The sequence below is a fragment of the Pedobacter cryoconitis genome (assembly GCF_014207135.1).
GTDB classification, from domain to species: domain Bacteria; phylum Bacteroidota; class Bacteroidia; order Sphingobacteriales; family Sphingobacteriaceae; genus Pedobacter; species Pedobacter cryoconitis_D.
Genome location: NZ_JACHCC010000007.1, coordinates 258,412 through 278,903 on the forward strand (window position 1 = coordinate 258,412; position 20,492 = coordinate 278,903).

Genomic DNA, 20,492 nt, shown 5'->3' on the forward strand with positions numbered 1-20,492 from the left:
AACAGTATATTTAAAGAGATTATAAAGATTTTGAAAAAATCAATCATCATATTCTATTTCATGCTGCTGTACTCACTGGTACAGCTGATTTCCTGGGGGACGCTTGTCGTTAAACTTCAGCCTTCCAGAATGGCTATGGTTATGGGAGAGGGATCTGTATTTTTATTTCTCTTGTGTGTTGGCGCTTATTTCCTGCATCAGTCGATTAAAAAGGAAGATTTATTAAGAGAACAGCAGCAGAATTTCCTTTTATCTGTTACCCATGAGTTGAAATCGCCTCTGGCAGCTATTAAATTATCATTACAGACTATCGTGAAACGTGATCTGGATAAAGCCCGTCAGACTTCACTGCTGAGTAATTCATTGAAAGATATTGAACGCCTGGATGACCTGGTGGAAAATATGCTGCTGGCTACAAAAATTGAAAACCGTTCGTATTCTTTCCCTAAGGAAGAGTTTGATTTTTCTGAACTGGTGACGAAAATCACCGACAGATTACAGATTCACTCCTGTGGTTGTGAGCAGGTGATTAATCCTGTGATCCAGCCAAATGTAAAGGTCGTGGGTGATCCGTTTACCCTTTCATCGGTAGTTACTAACCTGGTGGAGAATGCGGTGAAATATTCAGGACCCTGTGCTGAAGTTGGTGTTGAATTAAGAATGCGTGATGGACATCCTTTCCTGAGTGTTTCTGATAGAGGGCCTGGTATTCCGGATGCGGAGAAAATGCTCATATTTGATAAGTTTTACCGCGTTGGTGAAGAAAACACAAGGAAAGCGAAAGGAACTGGACTGGGATTGTTTATAGTCAAAGAAGTTTTGCAAAAACACGATGCTGATATCAGCGTCAGAGACAATGTACCACAGGGTACAATTTTTGAAATCACATTTAGTTGATCATTATGCAACAGAAATTAAGAATTTTATTGGTCGAAGATGAAGACCATTTATTAGATGCTATAAAATTAAACCTTGAACTGGAAGGTTACAAAGTCCATGCAGTAAAAGATGGTAAAACAGCTTTGAAGATTTTCAAGGAAGAGCGTTTTAACCTGATTATCCTGGATGTTATGCTTCCTGAAATGGATGGTTTCCAGGTATGTGAAACTATTCGTTTAGAGAATACTGAGGTTCCGATCTTATTTTTAACAGCTAAAAATACAAGCGAAGACCGTGTAATGGGTCTTAAAAAAGGTGCTGATGATTATCTGGTTAAACCTTTCAATCTGGAAGAACTGATCTTAAGAGTTGGTATCCTGGTTAAACGTAGCATGAAATCAGATGATTTAAAAGAATTGAATTCTTACAAAATCGGTGAGAAAACAATTTATTTCAACTCATTCGAACTGAAACAGGATGACGGAGTGATTGTTCCTTTAACTAAAAAAGAAACCATGCTGCTTAAATTACTGATCGAACGTAAAAACGAGGCCGTTTCAAGAGAGCAGATCCTGGAAACTGTATGGAATTATGATGTTTATCCTTCAACACGTACGATTGATAACTTCATTCTGACTTTCCGTAAGTATTTCGAACCAGATCAGAAAAACCCTGTTTATTTCCACTCTATACGTGGTGTAGGCTATAAATTTACGGATATTCATAACTAATGTATAACGCAAAAGGCAGGTATGCCCTGATGGCAATTTTTGTTGTCGCCGCTGGGGTATGCCTTTTTTATGATCAGATCCAACTGGCTGTAATTTCGGGCCTACTGATTGCATTCGTAATCTGGAGCCACTTTAAAAGCAGCTCCATCCTGATTGCTTCCAAATATTTTAAAAACGGGGATTATGACAAAGCTGCCAGTTTACTGGCGGAAGTGCCTAATCCTGACCGTCTGGCTAAAAACAGACGCGGGTATTATGAGTTTATGATCGCCAATATTGCGCTTAAAAAAGAGGACTATCAGGCTGCCGAATACCATTTTCAGGTGGCCAGCCGTTTCCCTCTGGGCACAAGAAGTGACAAGTCTTTTGTATTGATACATCTGGCTAATCTTGCCCTGCGTAAAAAAGATAAAGTAAGGGCCCTTGCTTATGCTGAAAAAGCAAAAGAACTGGCGAATACGGAAAGAACGAAAGAGATAATTAATAAAATAGAAAAAGAAGCAAATAGCTTACCAACAAATTAAGATTAGATGAACACTTTATTTTTAGATGCAGCATGGTCCAAACAAACTGAACGTCCACCGGTGTGGATGATGCGCCAGGCTGGTCGTTTTATGCCAGAATATTGGGAAATTAAAAACAAGTATTCATTCTTAGAGATGTGCAAAACACCTGAAATTGCTGCTGATGTAACGATGTTGCCAGTAGATTTATTGGGTATTGATGCGGCTATTTTGTTTTGTGATATATTGGTTACCGGTGAAGCCATGGGTGGTGATCTGAGCTTTACCCAGGGTATAGGTCCGCGTTTTGCGAACCCGGTACGTACTTTAAAAGATGTAGAAAACCTGAATGTGGATTGTCTGGATCAGCTGGAATATGTAGCTGATGCAATTAAAGTAATTCAGCAGCGCTTAAATGGCAGCATTCCTTTAATCGGTTTTGCTGGTGCACCGTTTACAGTAATGAGTTATCTTGTTGAAGGTGCCTCGTCAAAAGATTTCAAGCTGACTAAATTGCTGATGCATAATCATCCTGAGGTTGCACATAAATTATTGGCTAAAATAGCTAAAGTAACTGCTGAATATCTGAACCTGCAAATTGCAGCAGGTGTAAATGCTATCCAGATCTTTGATAGCTGGGCATTGGCTTTATCATGGAATGATTACCAGGAATTCTCTCACCGTTATATTCAGGAGATCATTGCTAATCTGAACAGAAAAGATATCCCTGTAATTTCATTCTGTAAAGGAAGTTCTGTATTCGCACCTATCATGGCTACTGCGAAACCAGATGTGATTTCTGTAGACTGGAATGCAGATTTATTAAATATTAAACAGAGCTTACCTGCAGGTATTGCCGTTCAGGGAAACCTTGATCCGCATATCTTATATGCAGATAAACCTGTGATTAAGAAACATATTTTGCAGTTGTTTGAACGCATGCGCGGAGAGAATGGCTTTATCTTTAACCTGGGTCATGGTATCATGCCTGATATCCCATTTGATAACGTGAAATATGCGATTGACTTTATTAAAGAATTCCGCTATTAATGGATCAGTATTATCTATATATCCTGTCTGTCCATATCATCTTTGTGGTGAGCTGGATGGCTGGGTTGTTTTATAGTGTAAGGCTGTTTATTTATCATACGGAGGCAAATGACCGTCCTGAAAATGAACGTGAGATCCTGCAGAAGGAATTTATCAAAATAGAGCATAAACTCTGGCATATCATTACTAACCCGGCGATGACACTGGCTGTACTTGCCGGAATAGCGATGATTTGTATCCGCCCGGGTTTATTAAGTACACCCTGGCTACCTGTTAAATTAGGTTTTGTATTCCTGCTGATCGTTTATCATTTTATATGTCAGCGTATCATGCACCAATTGAAAAGAGGAATTTTTAAACTGACTTCCTTTCAGCTGAGATTATGGAATGAAGTAGCTACGATTTTACTGGTTGCAATCGTGTTTACTGTTATCCTGAAAAGTGCGGTAGACTGGATCTACGGGCTGGTCGGATTAATCATCTTTTCGGTGGTTATTATGATCGCAGTGAAGTGGTATAAGCACTACAGACAGAAACGAGGGGAGTAATCTCTGTTGTTATAAAAAAAAGACGCTGTTCTTTTCGGTCATGACTGAAAAGAACAGCGTCTTTTTTTATTTATTTTCGTTTGCTTGCAACTTTTAACGGGGTTCGTGCATCTACTAGATATCAACCAAACAAAACTTGACGCAAACTTACAAAATAACCGATTTGCTGGAAGGCTGTAAAGCTGGCAACAGAAAGATGCAGGAAATGCTTTACCGCCAGACTGCATCCGGAATGTTGACGGTTTGTATGCGCTATAGCCGTGACCGGATGGAAGCAGAAGATGTGCTCCAACTGGGATATATTAAGGTTTTCCAGAAGATTAATGAATTCAGGGGAGACGGTTCCTTTGAAGGATGGATCAGAAGGGTAATGGTGAATACCGCCATTGAAAACTATAGAAAGAATTTAAGGGCACTGCGTGTGGTTGCCTATGAAGAGATCAGTGAGCAGCCGTATACTGACTTTGACTTTAGCAGAATGGGGATGCAGGATCTGTTAGGTCTGATTCAGCAGCTGGCGGATGGATACCGGATTGTATTTAATATGTATGTGATGGAAGGATATTCACACCAGGAGATTGCTAAAACACTAGGGATCTCGGAAGGAACAAGTAAATCACAGTTGTTCAGGGCAAGGGCAATTTTAAGGGAGGAGATTATTAAAATGGAGGGCACAAATTATGCAACATATGCAGGATAAAGAGTTCGATCAGCTGATGAGACAAAAATTTGAAGATGCGTTTATTGAACCATCTGCAGATTTATGGAAGGGAATTGAACAAAAAATTGAGCCTAAGCGTAAACGGGTTTTTCCTTTTTACTATGCGGCAGCGGCGGCAGTTGGTATGGCATTAACTGTTGGGGTGTTGTTCCATAAAACTGAAAAAGTTCAGATGCATTTACCTGAGCTTACTGGCCTTAAGGTTAAGGCTGATACTGCTGAAAACAAAAATGCTGTTGTAGCAGTCGAACCGGTAAAGACCTTGGATAAGGTCAAAGAATTGCAGGTAGCAGAATTATCTCCGGTTAGGAAAAAAATGCAGTCAGTTGAAAAAAATATGCTGGTCATGCAACCTTTAGAGAAGATTACTCATCTTGATCATAAAGACGTTCAGGTAAAACTGGAGAAAGCGGCTTTACCTAAAGCCAGTTTTGAAACTCAGGAAGAACCTGTTGTACTGGCTAATGTAGCTGATGCGTCTGCAGGTAAAGATGAAGTGATCAATGAGAACGATCACGCCGAACGGAAAGGAATAAGAAATGTTGGCGATCTGATTAATTATGTCGTTGATAAGGTTGATAAAAGAGAGGAGAAGTTTCTTCAGTTTAAAACGGAAGATGATAACTCTTCACTGATAGCGGTGAATATAGGGATGATTAAATTTAATCGTAAAAGACAAAAATAAGACACACAAATAACCTGAATATATGAAGATTAACCAACTAATGACCGTAATGCTGACCGGAATGGTCGGCCTGTCCGCACTCACGGCGAACGCACAAAGTGACTCAACCAAAGTTATCAAACACAAAAAGATCAATGTCAGTTTATCTTTCGGAGATAAGGAAGACAGTGTGAAAAAAGCAGAAGCCCCTAAGGGTCGCTTTATGGGAGGGATTACTTTCACCAGACTGGACCTAGGTTTTTCCAGACTGATTGATAATGGCAGTTTTTCACTTTCCCCGAAAAACAAATTCCTGGATTACCGGGGAATAAAGACTAGTACGGTTTCTTTTGATGTACTCTATTTTGGATACCGTTTTAACCCAAAATTCAAGGTTTATATTGCAGGAGGTTTCGACTGGACGTTGATCAGGTTGAAAAATAATATTACTATACAGCGGAATACACCGGACCTGACTTATGTAGAGGACCCTGTGAACTTCAGTAAAAATAGATTTTCAAGTAGTTATGTTCATATTCCACTGAATTTTGAATTCCGTACCAAAGAAAATGATAAGGGTAAGAGATTCTATCTGGTGTTAGGCCCAGAAGTGAGTTTCCTGCTGAACGGGATGGTTAAACAGATCAGCAGCGAGCGCGGTAAACAGAAATTCCGTGACGATTATGATTTTCAACCCGTACGTGTAGGTGGTACAGTTCGTATAGGCTACGGTGGTATTGGTTTGTTTACCAAGTATTACTTCAACGATATGTTTGACAGTGTTTCACAGAAAGGACTTAAAAATATGTCGTTCGGGATTACTTTTGGCCTGAATTAAAATATATATACACACATTGAAATTAACCTCAGGGATATGTTATCTCTGAGGTTTTTTTGTGGGCATATCTATTCAATGACCATTTTTATACTATGAATTTTCCCTCCTAACTGTATCTTTACGCTGTGGACGAAAATATCATCAGTGTCAGGCAGCTAACTAAACAATACCAGACTGAACAGGCTTCAGGAATCAGAAATATCAGTTTTGATATTAAACGCGGAGATATTATCGCAGTTATCGGTGAAAGCGGAAGTGGGAAATCTACTTTGTTAAAATCTATCTTCGGTTTATTGAAAGTTGACGAAGGAGAAGTCTTATTTAACGGTAAACGTGTCTTAGGTCCACACGAGCAGCTTATTCCAGGGCATAAGGAGATGAAAATTGTAACCCAGGATTTCTCTTTGAATATTTATGCCAAGGTCTATGATAATATTGCCTCAGTTCTCTCTAACAGGGATGTGAAATCCAAAGAGGAGAAAACTGTTAAGATGATGCAGCATCTGCATATCGATCATCTCAGAAATAAAAAGATTACGGAACTAAGCGGGGGAGAACAGCAGCGGGTGGCTATTGCAAAGGCATTGGTGACGGATACAAGCGTGTTGTTACTGGATGAACCTTTTAGCCAGGTCGATGCGCTGTTAAAGAATCAATTGCGAGCCGATATTAAACGCATAGCGGCAGAAACAGGAGTTACTGTGATCATTGTGTCACACGATCCTGCGGATGGCTTATTTCTGGCGGATGAGTTATTGCTGATGAAAGATGGTCAGTTGATTCAGAAAGGTCAGCCTGCTTATGTATATAATCATCCGGAACATATTTATACTGCCCAACTTTTAGGTAACGCAGTTGTATTGAAACCGGAAGATGGTCTGAAGTTAGGTCTCCATGGAAAACATGAAGGGACTGTTGTATTTTATCCGGAATGGGTAGAGTTAAAAGGCGGATGGAATAGTAAACGTTATGAAGTGAAAGACGTTTATTATAAAGGTTTTTATGAAGAACTGTTGCTGGAAAGGAACGGCGTAACGATCCGGGCAATACAGCTGAACAGGGGAGAGCATAAAAAAAACGACCACGTTCAGGCGAACATTGGTCGTTTTCTAGAGTTTTAAGTTATTTGCTTATGGAATCAGATAGGAGTCTATTAGCGTTATTTTCACGTTTGAGTCAAAGGTTGGTGCTCCAATTGCAATACCATTAGGATCACTGAAATATATATTTACATAGCCTATACCAGAGTCAAAGTTATAAGAAATTTTATTATAAGTCTGAGGAATGGCTTCATAAACATTTGGATCATCAATTGACATCGCAACTACGATATGACCATTTTTATTAAAATAAGCATCGTTTTCCTGAACATTAATAGTTGTGAACCATGATTTACCGTCGTTGGTTACCTTCCAGTTTGCTTTTGGAACAGTGACTAAAATAGTTCTGTTCGTAGTCTGGTTATTAGGTGCAATGACTTCCTTCTTACATGAAGACAATCCAATTGCCGTAATGCTTAAGAGTAATAGTAGGTATTTTTTCATATTTGTGTGTTTGTTTCAATCTAGCAAGAATATTGCCAGTTTTTAAAATCTTTGCTAATTTAACTAAAATTAAATTTAGAGTGTTTCTAAACTTTTAACAAATAAATATAATTAATTAAGATTAAACATCATAGCAGGTAATTTAAAATTTTGCTGCTATGATGTTCAGAAGTTGAAAGGCAAATTATAAAGCAGGTTACTTTTTTTCTTTATATAAAACACTAAAGTCTATATCTATCGACGGTGGCGTACCATCACTATTTTTTGATTTGATAATTAAATCACCATCAATAACTTCATAAGTTAAATTATTGTTTTTGAATGTAGTTGGCAAGTTAAATCTTTCTCGATTTGAACTTCTACCAGAATTTACCAAAGCCCCCAAGACTGTACAATTACTTATGTCTAAAATATTCAAATTAGAAATTATAAAAGTCGATTCACCGTTAGTTGTATTCCATTGATATGGTGGGATAGTGAAATTTGTTGCAATATTTGAATTATCTCCCCCGGGCCTTGGATTACTTCCCCTATCTGGTGAAGTAGGTGGTACTTCTATGTCATAACCTGGGGTTCCCCTTGGAGGTCTTGGCGCATTAGTATAAGATGCAATTATCCTTGATTGTTCTTCTTCATATGGTAATTCGGTAATTTTAACAGTTGAAAATCTGAAAGTAGCATCATAACGTAACGAAGGATCGGCAGGAGAGGGATCAAGTGTTATTTTAAGAGCGCTTTTTGCCTCTAATGGAGAGAATTTTAATATGTATGATTTGCCTGGTGTATTTCGGCTGTTATCCGCAATCAGTTTAGCATATCTGTCTACTTTTTTTTCGACAGGACTAAGTGACTCATTACATTTATCCTGAACATTGGTGATAATCTCCGGAGTATTATCGAGTTTAACCCAAAGAACCGGATTAATATAATCAGCTGGTTTTGTATTCCCGTCTGTAGTATAATCAGCACCCTGGCCTAGTATCTGGATTTGATAGGTTTTATTAGCTTTAAACGGGTATTCTATAGAAAGAACAGAGTTGGAATAATCAGAACCTGAATTGACATTTCCTTTAGCAAATAAGGCCAATGAGGGAAATCCAGAACTAATAGAATAGATCTTTGTTTTACCTACAACTCTGATACGACTGCCCCAAAGGGTAGTAGGATTCGGCCCGAATCCATTTACTTGACAACCTGAATTTTCAAAATTATCACCAGGATTAGTCCTTAAGGAACTTGCAGTTATAAAACTTATTTCTGTTGTTTGCGCAATTGCAGAGTAACAAAAAGAGAGAAAGCAGCAGCTTATGATTAGAGTTTTGAGTGATCTCATTTGTTTATGCCTTTTGTAAAGTAATCTCTATAGATTCTTGTTTTATCTTTCTCTGAAGTAGAATCAATGTATTCCAGAGCGAATGACTGACTGTTTATTTGATACAGCTTAGGCATCATAGCCTTGCCATAAATGGCATATTTAAGAAACTGTTCTTCTTTGATTTTAACTATTTCATACTGAACCAGAGTGCCGTATGATACAAAGCCATTGGAGTTGAAAACGGAGTCATCGTTATAACCTTTTACCGTTTTTGCACTATCTGTAAATAATAGCTGACCGTTTTTATCAAAAGCTGTCATTTTTGTGTTGGATAAAAACCAATTTCCTTCAATTTTAGCGGGTTGATTATCCTTTGGACGTTTTACGTCATCTTTTTTACATGATTGCCAGATAAGTGGCAGGAAGAAGAGCGTAATTATAAACCTCTTCAAATGTAAGTATTTCATAGTTATTTTAATTTTGGTCAAATATATTGTTAAAATGCTGTGTTTTGTTTCTTTACAAGGAATTTAATTATGTTGGTTTGCTATTTTTTTTTGTTTTGTAATATTTATTGGCTTTTCGTCTTTAATAGTTAATTTTTAATACAATCCATTACCGTTTCTATACCATCGATGCATAGTATTCTGGAATATTCCTATTTTATTGGAAACCTAATCCTATCACTATTACCTAAACCCTATGAAAAACAAAGCGTTATTAGTTGCTGCTGCCCTTATGGCACTCAGTAGCGCATGCAAAAAACAAAACAATCAGGAAAATCAACTGACTGATTCGAAAAACAAAGATTGTAATTGTACCATTGAACAAGCCTCACCAGACTCCAAAGCCGAGATCATTACCTTTGGGAAAGGCAGTAAACAGTTTAAAATCGAAAAAAAGGATGGTCAATACATTCTTGGAGGCGATATGGTACTGAATGAACAGCAGGTTGCTTTCCTTAAACGTAAGTATGATCAGACTGGCACAGTCACCGAAAGTACATTCGTAGATGAATTTAAAAAGAGATGGCCTGGTGGAGTAGTGTATTATGCCATAGACCCGGCTTTGCCAGCTAACAAACAAGCCTGGGTGACCGGGGCCATCAGTCATTGGGAAACCAACACGAAGTTAACTTTCGTAGCAAGAACCACTCAGGCCAATTATGTGTATTTCACTCCAGGCAGTGGATGTTCCTCTTCTGTAGGGATGACTGGGAAACGCCAGAACATCACTCTTGGAAATTGTTCCCTGGGTAGTACCATCCATGAAATCGGGCATGCCATCGGATTATTACATGAGCAAAGCCGCGCTGACAGAGATGATTATATCATTATTAACACAGATAATATTGAAGATGGAAAGGAACACAATTTCCAAACCTATGTAGAACGTGGTCTGACCGGAGGTGAAACCGGTGCGCTTGATTTCGGATCCATCATGATGTATCCTTCCAGTGCTTTTTCAAGCAATGGAAAACCTACAATCACCAAACTGGACGGAACCACTTTCACTGCACAAAGGAATGGTCTTTCAGCAGGTGATTTAACAGGCATTAAATATTTATATCCTGATTCTGTATTCCAGGCTAATTAATCATTTGATAATATAATAATGGCGGCTGATACTGCCATTATTATATTATCAATGATTTTGTGATATTTACATTGTAATTCGTTCTCATCGGATTACAAAACGCTTTATGGAAATTCAACGAAAGTCCGATATCAGTTACAAAGAATTCATGGAAGAACATCACAATCCAGGTATTCCGGTAATTCTGACTGGCGCAACAAAAGCTTGGAAAGCTAACGGACTTTTCACACCTGACTGGTTCCGCAAAAATTATCCTGATAAGGAAAGTGATGTGATTAACAAGGAAACAGGTAAAGCTTATAAAATGGCTGAGGTAATGGACCTGGTTGAACAAAGCTCAGTGGAGAACCCGGCGCCTTATCCGCTTACTTTTAATATCAGCAAAGAAATTCCCGAAATGCTGGATATGATGCTGCCGCTGAACCTGGGGTATGCAAAACCAAACTGGTTAGATGATAAGGCTTTTCAACGTGGAAACTGGGGTGGTATTGTCGAGCTCTTTGTAGGTGGTCCGGGTGGTAAATTCCCTTATGTACATAAAGATTATTACCATTTGAGTGCCTGGATTAATCAGCTATACGGAGAAAAAAGATTCACTGTCTTTCCAAGAGGACAGGAGAAGTATTTATACGTTACCGGGAAAAACCAATGGCGTTCAGAAGTAAATGTATTTGAACCGGATTTTGAAAAACATCCTGAATTTAAAAATGCAACACCGATCAGCTTTACAGTAGGGCCAGGAGAAACTTTATATATCCCATTTGGGATATGGCATACAGCCTATTCCTTATCACCAACTATCTCAGTTGCTTTTGATCAGCTGAATGCGAAGAATTTTCCTTTATTTATGAACGATGTCTGGAATTTTAAGAAGGAATACAGCAAACCCAAGGCTGTAGCTGCTTACCTCTATGCACTAGCCGCAGGAGCAGGTTGCAGGATAAAAGAAAACTTTAAGGATTAAATAAAGAGGCTGGATCCAGATTCAGCCTCTTTATTGCAAAATGTTAATTTTTATATTGTATGTAAAAGTCAGTGTTGCTTTGTGGGGCAGTATGAGAATTATTATTCGAAATAATAATAAGATCATTATTAACTACTTCATAACTGAAATTATTTCCCTGAAACGAACCGGGTAAACTGATTAGCTCTCTCGGTGGGCGGCTAAGGCCGGTTGCATTGCCATATATTACGCAATTTAAGAACTCTGAAAAGTGCAAATCAGGAATAATACTGCTTAGATTAACAGAATAACTTGTCCCATTATAATCTAAAGCCCATTGATTAGCAGTGATTGTAAAATCCTTTGTTGTAGGTCTTGTTTGGTCGGGACGACGAATAGGGGGCTCGTCGGGATAAGACGCGATTTCGTAGCCAGGTGTTCCTCTTGGGGGTCTGGTAGTATTAGGATATTGTGCGATACTTCGTGTTTCCTCTTCAAATGGGAGTTCTGTGATTCGAATGTCATGAATGTTAATATATGCGTCAAATATCAGAGCGGGGTTTGCTGGAGAAGGGTCAAGTATTATTTTTAGTGAACTCTTATCTTCTAAAACGGAGAATGAAACACTCCATTTATCTTCGTCCGGATAAGAAAGAGGGATACTCCTGCCAAGTAATTTGGAATACCTACTAACGCTTCTTTCGACTTCATACATCATAGGACCGCAGGGGTTTTCGTAATGTTTAAAATCAGGTGCATTATCTAACTTTATCCACATAACCGGAAAGGTTCTTGCTTTCTTTGTGGGGGTAACATCATAATGCCTTAGCCAAGCGTTCAAATCTATTCTATATGTTTTATTAGCTTTGAAAGGGAACTCAACTGAGATTGAACTGTTTTGATCAGGACGTTCTGCATAGCGTGTTGCAGACAATTCTGCACCTCCATAACCACTTAAGTAATCACGAAGATAAATTCGTCCTAGAGATCGAATGTTATAACCTGTAATGGGAGTTGGGTTAGGGCCAAGTCCGTATATGTTGCATCCAGCGTTCGCCACTAAATTCTTATCAATCCAATGTGGAAAAAAGATATGAGTTGTGACTTGAGAATATGAAGAAAGGGAGCTAATGGTGAGAAAAAAAGCATAGAATATTGTTTTAGATACTTTCATTATTTTGCTTTTTTAAGATAGGCACTATATATTGTCCTGGTTTCCAAGTTTGTTTCTAAGTCTTCTAGAGAAATAGTTTCCTTATTAATTTTTACTACTTTATAGTTGTGTAATATGCTACTTGTGTAATATTTTAAAAATACTTCGTTCTTTAAGGAAATGATGCTATACTCGTATGAGGAGTCATCCAGTTTGATTAACTTGTCATCAAAACTTAGTGTTTTTTTATTGGCCAAGGCTGAATTGGTGCTGTCAGAAGATAGAATTGAGCCTTTCGAATCATATCTGGTAGTTTTTGTTTTAATGATTGACCAATCTCCAATAATTTCTGATTTTAATGATTGACCATTGGAAATGGTTGGAGTTAAAGGGGGGCTTTCTGTTTTTTTACATGAGCAACAGATCGTAATAGTTAATAACGAAGCAGTCATGATTTTTGATAGATAGTAATGTTTTTTCATTTATTATAATATTTTTTTTTAAAAATAGCATAATATTTTTTTATTTTGATATTTAGTAATCTCTTTTGCTTTATTTTATGTCAAATTAATTATGTGTGTTAATGTCTTGGCGGTTCAATATGTAAAAAAAAGGGACACTAAATCAAGAGTATCCCTTTTTGATAGTTGTTTATTAACTTATACTAAATATTCAAATAAAGTCTGGTCATCATTTAAATCGATCACCTCGAATTTAAACTCTGCCATCCGCTCTTTTAAAGACGCGTAATCCGTACTTTCCTGTAATTCGATACCAACCAATGCCGGTCCGTTTTCCCTGTTTGTCTTTTTGATAAATTCAAAACGGGTAATATCGTCATGCGGTCCCAGTACATTATTTACAAAAGATTTTAATGCACCTGGTCTCTGAGGAAAACGAACAATGAAATAATGCTTCAGTCCTTCGAAAAGTAAAGACTTCTCTTTGATCTCCTGCATCCTTTCAATATCATTATTACCACCACTAACTATACACACTACGGTCTTACCTGCAATAGTTGATTTAAGCTGATCCAGTGCAGCCACAGCTAATGCTCCTGCTGGTTCCACAACAATCGCATCTTCATTGTATAGTTTCAAAATGGTCGTACAGATTTTCCCCTCCGGGATCAGTAACATCTGATCCAGCAGATCACTACAGTATTCGAAAGTCAGGTTCCCCACACGTTTCACTGCTGCACCATCCACAAAACGATCGATATAATCGAGCGTAACCGGACTGCCATTTTTTAAAGCCTGGTTCATGGAAGGCGCACCTTCAGGTTCTACACCGATCAGGGTGATCGCAGGATTAATATTTTTAAAATAACTGCCTACACCTGAAGCCAGTCCACCGCCACCAATGGGCATAACTACTACTTCAGTTTCCGGCAGGTCTTCATAGATTTCAACACCTACTGTTCCCTGACCTTCAATAATTTTAATATTGTCGAAAGGAGGAACAAAGACCATTTGATGCTCAGCAGTATAAGCCAGTGCTTCTTTCATGCAATCATCAAAAGTATCCCCGACAAGGACAATTTTGATGTTATTGCCACCAAACATTTCGGTTTGTTTGATCTTTTGTCTCGGTGTAATTTCCGGCATAAAAATCACCCCTTGTATGTTCAATTTTTTGCAGGAATAAGCTACACCCTGTGCATGATTTCCAGCACTTGCACAAACCACACCACGACTGATCTGCTCCTTATCCAGCGTACTGATCATATTGTAAGCTCCACGTAACTTGTAAGAACGTACCACTTGCAAATCTTCTCTTTTCAGATAAATTTTGGCGTTATATTTCAGGGAAAGTCCTTCGTTATACTCTAGCTGTGTGCGCTTTATGGTATCTGCTATACGGGTTGCCGCTGCTTCAAAATCCAGTTCTACTTCTTTCTCCAGGTTCATGTTATAAGAATTTATTTAGTGCATCCAGATAAGCATCGGCCGAAGCTTTAACAATATCTGTACTGAATCCATATCCTAAGTAAGATTTCTCTTCATAAGAGACTCTCATATTAACTTTACTTGTATCATCACTACCACCATGCATAGCCTGAATGGTAAACTCTTTCAATTGGATATCCTTACCAATAATGCTTTCTATAGCCTTTATGGTCGCATTTACCGGGCCGTTACCTTCTGCTTTTGCTTCCTGCTCGACACCTTCATATTCCAGTTTTACTGTCGCAGTTGGTAATTGTAAATCGCCACAGACAACCTGCAGAGAGTTTAATTTATAACCATTTTTATAAGTGTGTTCTTCGCCGTCGCTCATTAATGAAAGCAAATCATCATCAGTAATTTCTTTTTTCGCATCAGCAAGCAACAGGAATTGCTCATATACCTGGTCAAGATTGATCTTTTCAATCACATAACCCAATCTTTCCAGATGATGTTTTAAGGCATGACGGCCACTTCTGGCAGTCAGGATAATATCTGATGAGTTGATTCCAACATCTTCAGGATTGATAATCTCATAATTCTCCCTGTGTTTCAGGAAACCATCCTGGTGAATACCAGAGCTATGCGCGAAAGCATTCTGACCAATAATTGCCTTATTTGGTTGTACAGGCATTCTCATCATACGGCTTACTTTAGCACTGATCTCACTAAAGTGTTTGGTATTGATATTGGTTTTCAGGTTCAGGGCATGATGTGTTTTCAGCACCATGGTCACTTCTTCCAGTGCTGTATTTCCTGCACGTTCACCGATACCGTTAATTGTACATTCTATCTGACGGGCGCCGTTAATTACCCCAGCTAAACTATTTGCAGTAGCTAAACCTAAATCATTATGACAGTGTACTGAAATGATGGCCTGATCAATATTTTGTACATGCTGTTTCAGATACAGGATTTTTGAACCGTATTGTTCAGGAAGACAATATCCGTTAGTATCCGGAATATTTACTACTGTTGCACCAGCAGCGATTACCGCTTCGATCATCTGTGCCAGAAAGGCGTTATCAGCACGGCCGGCATCTTCTGCAAAGAACTCAATATCTTCTACAAATTGTTTGGCATATTTTACAGCTTCAACAGCACGTTGCAAAATCTCTTCGCGGGTACTGTTGAATTTGTATTTGATATGCATATCGGACGATCCTATCCCGGTATGTATTCTTGGGCGTTTGGCATATTGCAAAGCAGCAACTGCCGAATCGATATCTTTTCTGTTTGCCCTGGTCAGTGCGCAGATAATGGGTTCACGCACAGCCTTGGATAGTTCTACTACACTCTGGAAATCACCAGGACTTGAAATCGGGAAACCAGCTTCAATTACATCGACACCCAGAGCCTCCAGTGCTTTTGCAATTTCTATCTTTTCAGGTGTAGAAAGCTGGCAACCTGGTACCTGTTCTCCGTCACGAAGGGTAGTGTCAAATATGTAAACTCTATTAGGATCGTGTAGCATTGTCATATCTAGTTAGTGTAAGTTTGTTGTGTGATAAATTTTAAGACGAGCTTACCCATATCCTCAGTACCTAATACTTTATATGGGCTGGTGGTATCATCTGCGATGTCATTAGTTCTGTAGCCGTCTTTAAGAACCCTGTCAATAGCCGAAATAATCAGTTGTGCTTCTTCTTTCAGACCAAAGCTGATCTCTAGCATAAGCGCTACCGATAGGATAGAAGCCAGTGGGTTAGCCAGGTCTTTACCTGTAATATCATGCGCTGAACCATGTATTGGCTCAAAGAACCCTGTTCCATCACCAACCGAAGCTGAAGCCAGCATACCCATTGAACCAGCAATCTGCGAAGCTTCATCTGTTAAAATATCGCCAAAAAGATTTGCTGTTAAAACAACATCAAATTGTTTAGGATCTTTAATCAGCTGCATCGCTGCATTATCGACAAACAGGTGCTGTGTTTCTACTTCAGGATATTGTTTAGCAATTTCCTGTACCGTCTCTCTCCATAACCTCGAACTTTCCAGTACATTGGCTTTATCCACAGAGCATAATTTTCTGCCGCGCTGCATCGCTGCTTCATAAGCTTTATGAGCGATTCTTTCTACTTCATATTTGTGGTAAATCATCAAATCGGAAGCCGTGTTTTTATCTTCAGATCTGTGTTTCTCTCCAAAATAAACATCACCTGTCAGCTCTCTGAAAAAAAGAATGTCTGTCCCTCTCAGAATATGTGCTTTGATACTTGACGCATTCAATAACTCGTCAAATAACAGGATCGGACGTAGATTGGCATATAATCCCAGTTCTTTACGGATTTTCAGTAATCCCTGTTCTGGACGTACTTTTAAAGAAGGGTCATTGTCGTATTTTGCATGACCTACTGCACCAAAGAGAATAGCATCACTTTTTTTTGCTTTCTCCAGTGTTTCATCAGGTAGCGGGTTACCTGTAGCTTCAATAGCCGCATGACCCATTAAAGCCTCATCAAAAGTAAATTCATGATCAAAACTCTCAGCAATCTGTACTAATACGGATTTTCCCCATTTGGTAACTTCTGGTCCTATACCATCTCCTGGTATTACTAAAATATGTTTTTTCATCAGTATGTGGTTTGGTTTTTAAACTCGACGGATTTTACTTCGCCGTTTTCCAATAAAATTCTTTTCTCGATGCAGGCAGGTAGTTGTGATTCAAAATGACCAACATAGATCAGTGTGGTACCATTTTTACATAACTCATCTACCAGCCTGTTAAAGTTTTGTGTTTGTTGCTGATCTAAACCCTGACAAGGTTCATCCAGAATCAATAGTTCCGGGTTTTTAATAATTGTACGTGCCAGAAAAGCCAGTCTTTGCTTACCTAGCGGAAGTTGGTTTAGCAGCGTGTGCTGCTCATCTACTAGCCCGAAATAGCTAATAAGCTCATCCGCCTGAGTTTTCTTGGTATAGTCTGGTTCACAGAACAAACCAGAGCTGTCAAAGAACCCGGAGATTACGCTTTGCTTAACGGTTGCCGAAGGATCAAAATACCAGTGCAGTTCGGGCGAAATCAGACCGATACGTTTCTTGATATCCCAGATACTTTCACCACTGCCTCTTTGGTAGCCAAACAGCTGGAAATTATTGGCATAAGCCTGGGGATGATCACCAGTTACCAAGCTTAATAAAGTTGATTTACCAGATCCATTATGACCTTGCAAAAGCCATTTCTCTCCAGCGTTAACCTCCCAGTTGATATTTTTCAATACCTGTTTGTCACCATAGCTGATATTCACACCGCTCATGCTGATGACACTGCCTGTTGAAGAAACCGGCGCCTGATTTAAAAACTCAGGAATTTGTTTACCCGTTACCTGATCTGTTTCCAGTAAATGGTCATCTACCTTGATTTCTACCAGTTTACCGGTATCAATCTTTGCAAAGCGATGAATAGCAGCGGGTAGTTCCTTATCATTGCTGATTAAGATCAACTGAGTACCAGCGGCCGAAATACTTTCAAACAAACCGTTGAGATTCTGACGGGAAAGTTTATCCAGTCCATTATACGGTTGATCTATAATCAGCAATTGCGGTTTAAGCCATAAGGCTTTGATCAACTGTAGTTTTTTATGTTCTCCGCTTGATAACTGGATCAGCGTAGAGTCTTTTAAGTCCGAGAACCCTAAGGCTTCCAGAAGTATTTCAACTTCAGTAAACTGAAGCTGATGTTTTTTGCCATATTCTTCTAGTTCGGCCTTTACTGTCGCTGTAGTTTCTACTGCCTGTTTATTGTAGCGTTGCTGATAATAGAAGTTAGACTGACCCTCCAGATCTTTAAACTGGTACCAGTTAGCTACGTAATGTACAATCGGAGGAAGGCTGGATTCCGGATTAAAATTAATTGTAATATCACCCTGGTATCTGACCTGGCCTGCAATTGCTTTAGCCAGTGAAGTTTTGCCGCTTCCACTGATACCGCGTAATAACCAGTTCTCCCCGGGATTGATAGTCCAGTTCAAATCCTGTAACACCAGTGTGTGGTGATACTTCAGATTTAAGTGAGTGATATGTACGACGGGTTGCGACATTATTTTGCTTGTTCGAATTCTTCTATTAAATGTTTTTGATTTAAGATGAAATCTATATCATCATAACCGTTTATCAGGCATGACTTCTTATAGGCATTGATCTCGAAATCTGCTTTTTCGCCAGTTGAGACAATCGTTACTGTCTGCTTTTCCAAATCAACATCCAGTTGTGCCTTGTGGTCTTTATCAACAGCAGCATAGATCGCAGATAAAAAGTCTTCACTAACCTGAATAGGCAACAGACCATTGTTTAAAGCATTTCCTTTGAAGATGTCTGCAAAGAAACTGCTGATGACTATATCAAAACCAGCATCCTGTATGGCCCATGCAGCATGTTCACGGCTACTGCCGCAACCAAAGTTTTTTCCTGCAACCAGGATCTGACCGCTATAAGCAGGATCATTCAGTACAAAATCAGTTTTTATTGTATTATCGCCATTATAACGCCAGTCACGGAACAGGTTCTCACCAAAACCTTCGCGGGTCGTAGCTTTTAAAAATCTGGCCGGAATGATCTGATCAGTATCTATGTTTTCTATATTTAAAGGCACTGTTGCCGATAAGGTTCTCTCGAATTTCTTCATGATAATTTGTTCTTAAGCTTTAGCCAGCATTTCTCTTACATCTGTGATTTTTCCGGTAACAGCAGCAGCAGCGGCAGTTAAAGGGCTTACCAGTAATGTCCTTGCATCAGGGCCCTGGCGGCCTTCAAAATTTCTGTTAGAAGTAGAAACACAATATTTTCCTGCCGGGATTTTATCCTCATTCATACCCAGACATGCGCTGCATCCAGGTTCACGAAGCTGGAATCCAGCCTGTTCAAATATCCGGTCAAGACCTTCGTTTTTAGCTTGCTGTTCTACTTGTTTTGAACCAGGAACAATCCATACAGTTACATTTTCTGCTTTTTGTTTACCCTTTACAAATTCGGCTACTTCACGTAAATCCTCAATACGGGAATTGGTACAGCTTCCAATAAATACATAATCCACTGGTTTGCCAATTAAAGAAGAGTCATCATCAAAGCCCATATAGTCGAGCGCTTTTTGATAAGATAACTGCTCTTTACCTGGTTGTGAACTGGTAGAAGGTATGTTTTCCTGAATGCCCATACCCATACCCGGGTTTGTTCCATAGGTAATCATCGGACTAATGTCCTCGGCTTTGAAAGTTAAGACACTATCAAATTTTGCATCCGCATCACTGTATAAGGTTTTCCAGTAAGCAAGCGCTTTATCCCATTCTGCACCAGCAGGGGCAAACTCTCTGCCTTTGATATAATCGAAAGTGATCTGATCAGGAGCAATTAATCCGCCTCTGGCACCCATTTCTATACTCATATTACAAATCGTCATCCGGGCTTCCATACTTAAAGCTTCAATGGCCGAACCTGCATATTCAATAAAGTAACCAGTACCACCGGCAGCAGAAATCTTAGAGATGATGTATAAAATAATATCCTTAGCAGATACGCCTTTTCCTAAAGTTCCGTTAACCTCAATTTTCATAGTCTTCGGTTTTTGCTGCAATAAACATTGTGTCGCAAAAACCTGTTCTACCTGTGAAGTACCTATTCCGAATGCAATCGCACCAAAAGCGCCATGGGTCGAAGTGTGACTATCCCCACATACCATTGTTTTTCCTGGCAAAGTAATTCCCAGCTCAGGGCCAATTACGTGTACGATACCTTGAAAAGGGTGTCCCAGGCCATATAACTCAATACCGAATTCGGCACAGTTCTTTGTCAGCATATCTACCTGGTAGCGGGAAAGCTCTTCTTTGATAGGCTTCAGCTGATCAATAGTCGGTACATTGTGATCGGCTGTGGCCACAGTTTGCTGCGGACGGAAAACGGGCAGACCTCTTTTGCGTAAACCATCAAAAGCCTGCGGTGAGGTTACCTCGTGAATTAAATGCGTATCAATATATAGGATATCAGGAAATCCTGTTTCGCTTTTTACAACGTGTGCGTCCCATATTTTTTCTACTAATGTTTTAGACATCTTATAATTGTTTTGTAA

Annotated in this window: 22 protein-coding genes; 11 read left to right on the forward strand and 11 right to left on the reverse strand. The window is 39.1% G+C overall.

Translation table 11 applies throughout. The features are described 5' to 3' along the window. The first annotated feature begins 60 nt into the window (after window positions 1–60). The 9 genes from HDF25_RS14550 (at window position 61) to HDF25_RS14590 (ending at window position 7,055) form a co-directional block, all read left to right on the forward strand. A complete protein-coding gene (locus HDF25_RS14550; RefSeq protein ID WP_260409375.1) occupies window positions 61–897 on the forward strand; it encodes a sensor histidine kinase in 837 nt (278 codons plus the stop codon). Between the two features lie 5 nt (window positions 898–902). Continuing rightward, window positions 903–1,610 (forward strand): response regulator transcription factor, encoded by a 708-nt coding sequence (locus tag HDF25_RS14555; protein WP_041887337.1) that lies wholly within the window; start codon window positions 903–905, stop codon window positions 1,608–1,610. Further along, window positions 1,610–2,134 carry a tetratricopeptide repeat protein gene (locus HDF25_RS14560; RefSeq protein ID WP_184625940.1) on the forward strand — a complete coding sequence of 175 codons (525 nt, stop codon included), beginning with the start codon at window positions 1,610–1,612 and terminating at the stop codon, window positions 2,132–2,134. Before HDF25_RS14555 ends, HDF25_RS14560 begins: the two co-directional genes overlap by 1 nt. 6 nt (window positions 2,135–2,140) lie before the next feature. Beyond that, window positions 2,141–3,163, forward strand: a complete 1,023-nt coding sequence (gene hemE / locus HDF25_RS14565; RefSeq protein WP_184625942.1) for a uroporphyrinogen decarboxylase — start codon at window positions 2,141–2,143, stop codon at window positions 3,161–3,163. Beyond that, window positions 3,163–3,711, forward strand: coding sequence for a CopD family protein (locus tag HDF25_RS14570; RefSeq protein WP_184625943.1), 549 nt, complete (start codon window positions 3,163–3,165; stop codon window positions 3,709–3,711). The genes hemE and HDF25_RS14570 overlap by 1 nt, the downstream gene beginning before the upstream one ends. A 136-nt stretch (window positions 3,712–3,847) precedes the next feature. Continuing rightward, window positions 3,848–4,411: an RNA polymerase sigma factor gene (locus tag HDF25_RS14575; RefSeq protein ID WP_184625945.1), complete on the forward strand. Its 564-nt coding sequence runs from the start codon at window positions 3,848–3,850 to the stop codon at window positions 4,409–4,411. Next, on the forward strand, window positions 4,392–5,117 hold the full coding sequence (locus HDF25_RS14580; protein ID WP_221450912.1) for a hypothetical protein: 726 nt from the start codon (window positions 4,392–4,394) through the stop codon (window positions 5,115–5,117). Before HDF25_RS14575 ends, HDF25_RS14580 begins: the two co-directional genes overlap by 20 nt. 22 nt (window positions 5,118–5,139) lie before the next feature. Next, window positions 5,140–5,934: an outer membrane beta-barrel protein gene (locus tag HDF25_RS14585; RefSeq protein ID WP_184625950.1), complete on the forward strand. Its 795-nt coding sequence runs from the start codon at window positions 5,140–5,142 to the stop codon at window positions 5,932–5,934. Between the two features lie 125 nt (window positions 5,935–6,059). Then, complete coding sequence (locus tag HDF25_RS14590) at window positions 6,060–7,055, forward strand: ABC transporter ATP-binding protein (RefSeq protein ID WP_184625952.1); 996 nt, start codon at window positions 6,060–6,062, stop codon at window positions 7,053–7,055. A gap of 9 nt (window positions 7,056–7,064) precedes the next feature. Here HDF25_RS14590 and HDF25_RS14595 read toward each other — a convergent pair whose 3' ends face one another. The 3 genes from HDF25_RS14595 to HDF25_RS14605 form a co-directional block, all read right to left on the reverse strand. After that, the gene (locus HDF25_RS14595; RefSeq protein ID WP_184625954.1) at window positions 7,065–7,478 is read right to left on the reverse strand and encodes a hypothetical protein; all 414 of its coding nucleotides are present in this window, start codon (window positions 7,476–7,478) and stop codon (window positions 7,065–7,067) included. A gap of 196 nt (window positions 7,479–7,674) precedes the next feature. Further along, complete coding sequence (locus tag HDF25_RS14600) at window positions 7,675–8,811, reverse strand: hypothetical protein (RefSeq protein ID WP_184625956.1); 1,137 nt, start codon at window positions 8,809–8,811, stop codon at window positions 7,675–7,677. Continuing rightward, a complete protein-coding gene (locus HDF25_RS14605; protein WP_184625959.1) occupies window positions 8,808–9,260 on the reverse strand; it encodes a hypothetical protein in 453 nt (150 codons plus the stop codon). The genes HDF25_RS14600 and HDF25_RS14605 overlap by 4 nt, the downstream gene beginning before the upstream one ends. Before the next feature lie 235 nt (window positions 9,261–9,495). On the opposite strand from HDF25_RS14605, the gene HDF25_RS14610 reads away from it, so the two are divergent. Together HDF25_RS14610 and HDF25_RS14615 are read left to right on the forward strand one after the other, a co-directional pair. After that, on the forward strand, window positions 9,496–10,389 hold the full coding sequence (locus HDF25_RS14610; RefSeq protein ID WP_184625961.1) for a M12 family metallopeptidase: 894 nt from the start codon (window positions 9,496–9,498) through the stop codon (window positions 10,387–10,389). Window positions 10,390–10,495: 106 nt separating this feature from the next. Further along, window positions 10,496–11,353: a cupin-like domain-containing protein gene (locus HDF25_RS14615; RefSeq protein WP_184625963.1), complete on the forward strand. Its 858-nt coding sequence runs from the start codon at window positions 10,496–10,498 to the stop codon at window positions 11,351–11,353. 43 nt (window positions 11,354–11,396) lie between these two features. Here HDF25_RS14615 and HDF25_RS14620 read toward each other — a convergent pair whose 3' ends face one another. From HDF25_RS14620 to leuC, 8 genes are all read right to left on the reverse strand, one after another. Then, complete coding sequence (locus HDF25_RS14620; protein WP_184625965.1) at window positions 11,397–12,506, reverse strand: hypothetical protein; 1,110 nt, start codon at window positions 12,504–12,506, stop codon at window positions 11,397–11,399. Then, window positions 12,506–12,967 carry a hypothetical protein gene (locus HDF25_RS14625; RefSeq protein ID WP_184625967.1) on the reverse strand — a complete coding sequence of 154 codons (462 nt, stop codon included), beginning with the start codon at window positions 12,965–12,967 and terminating at the stop codon, window positions 12,506–12,508. The genes HDF25_RS14620 and HDF25_RS14625 overlap by 1 nt, the downstream gene beginning before the upstream one ends. Before the next feature lie 177 nt (window positions 12,968–13,144). Next, a complete protein-coding gene (gene ilvA, locus HDF25_RS14630; RefSeq protein ID WP_184625969.1) occupies window positions 13,145–14,395 on the reverse strand; it encodes a threonine ammonia-lyase IlvA in 1,251 nt (416 codons plus the stop codon). 1 nt (window position 14,396) lies between these two features. Then, the gene (locus HDF25_RS14635; RefSeq protein WP_184625971.1) at window positions 14,397–15,905 is read right to left on the reverse strand and encodes a 2-isopropylmalate synthase; all 1,509 of its coding nucleotides are present in this window, start codon (window positions 15,903–15,905) and stop codon (window positions 14,397–14,399) included. 8 nt (window positions 15,906–15,913) lie between these two features. Then, the gene (leuB, locus tag HDF25_RS14640; protein WP_184625973.1) at window positions 15,914–17,005 is read right to left on the reverse strand and encodes a 3-isopropylmalate dehydrogenase; all 1,092 of its coding nucleotides are present in this window, start codon (window positions 17,003–17,005) and stop codon (window positions 15,914–15,916) included. Continuing rightward, the gene (locus HDF25_RS14645) at window positions 17,005–18,471 is read right to left on the reverse strand and encodes an ATP-binding cassette domain-containing protein (RefSeq protein WP_184625975.1); all 1,467 of its coding nucleotides are present in this window, start codon (window positions 18,469–18,471) and stop codon (window positions 17,005–17,007) included. The genes leuB and HDF25_RS14645 overlap by 1 nt, the downstream gene beginning before the upstream one ends. Further along, window positions 18,471–19,055, reverse strand: a complete 585-nt coding sequence (gene leuD / locus HDF25_RS14650) for a 3-isopropylmalate dehydratase small subunit (RefSeq protein ID WP_184625977.1) — start codon at window positions 19,053–19,055, stop codon at window positions 18,471–18,473. The genes HDF25_RS14645 and leuD overlap by 1 nt, the downstream gene beginning before the upstream one ends. 12 nt (window positions 19,056–19,067) lie before the next feature. Then, entirely contained in the window at window positions 19,068–20,474 is a 1,407-nt protein-coding gene (gene leuC, locus HDF25_RS14655; protein WP_184625979.1) for a 3-isopropylmalate dehydratase large subunit, read from the reverse strand. Window positions 20,475–20,492 lie beyond the last annotated feature (18 nt).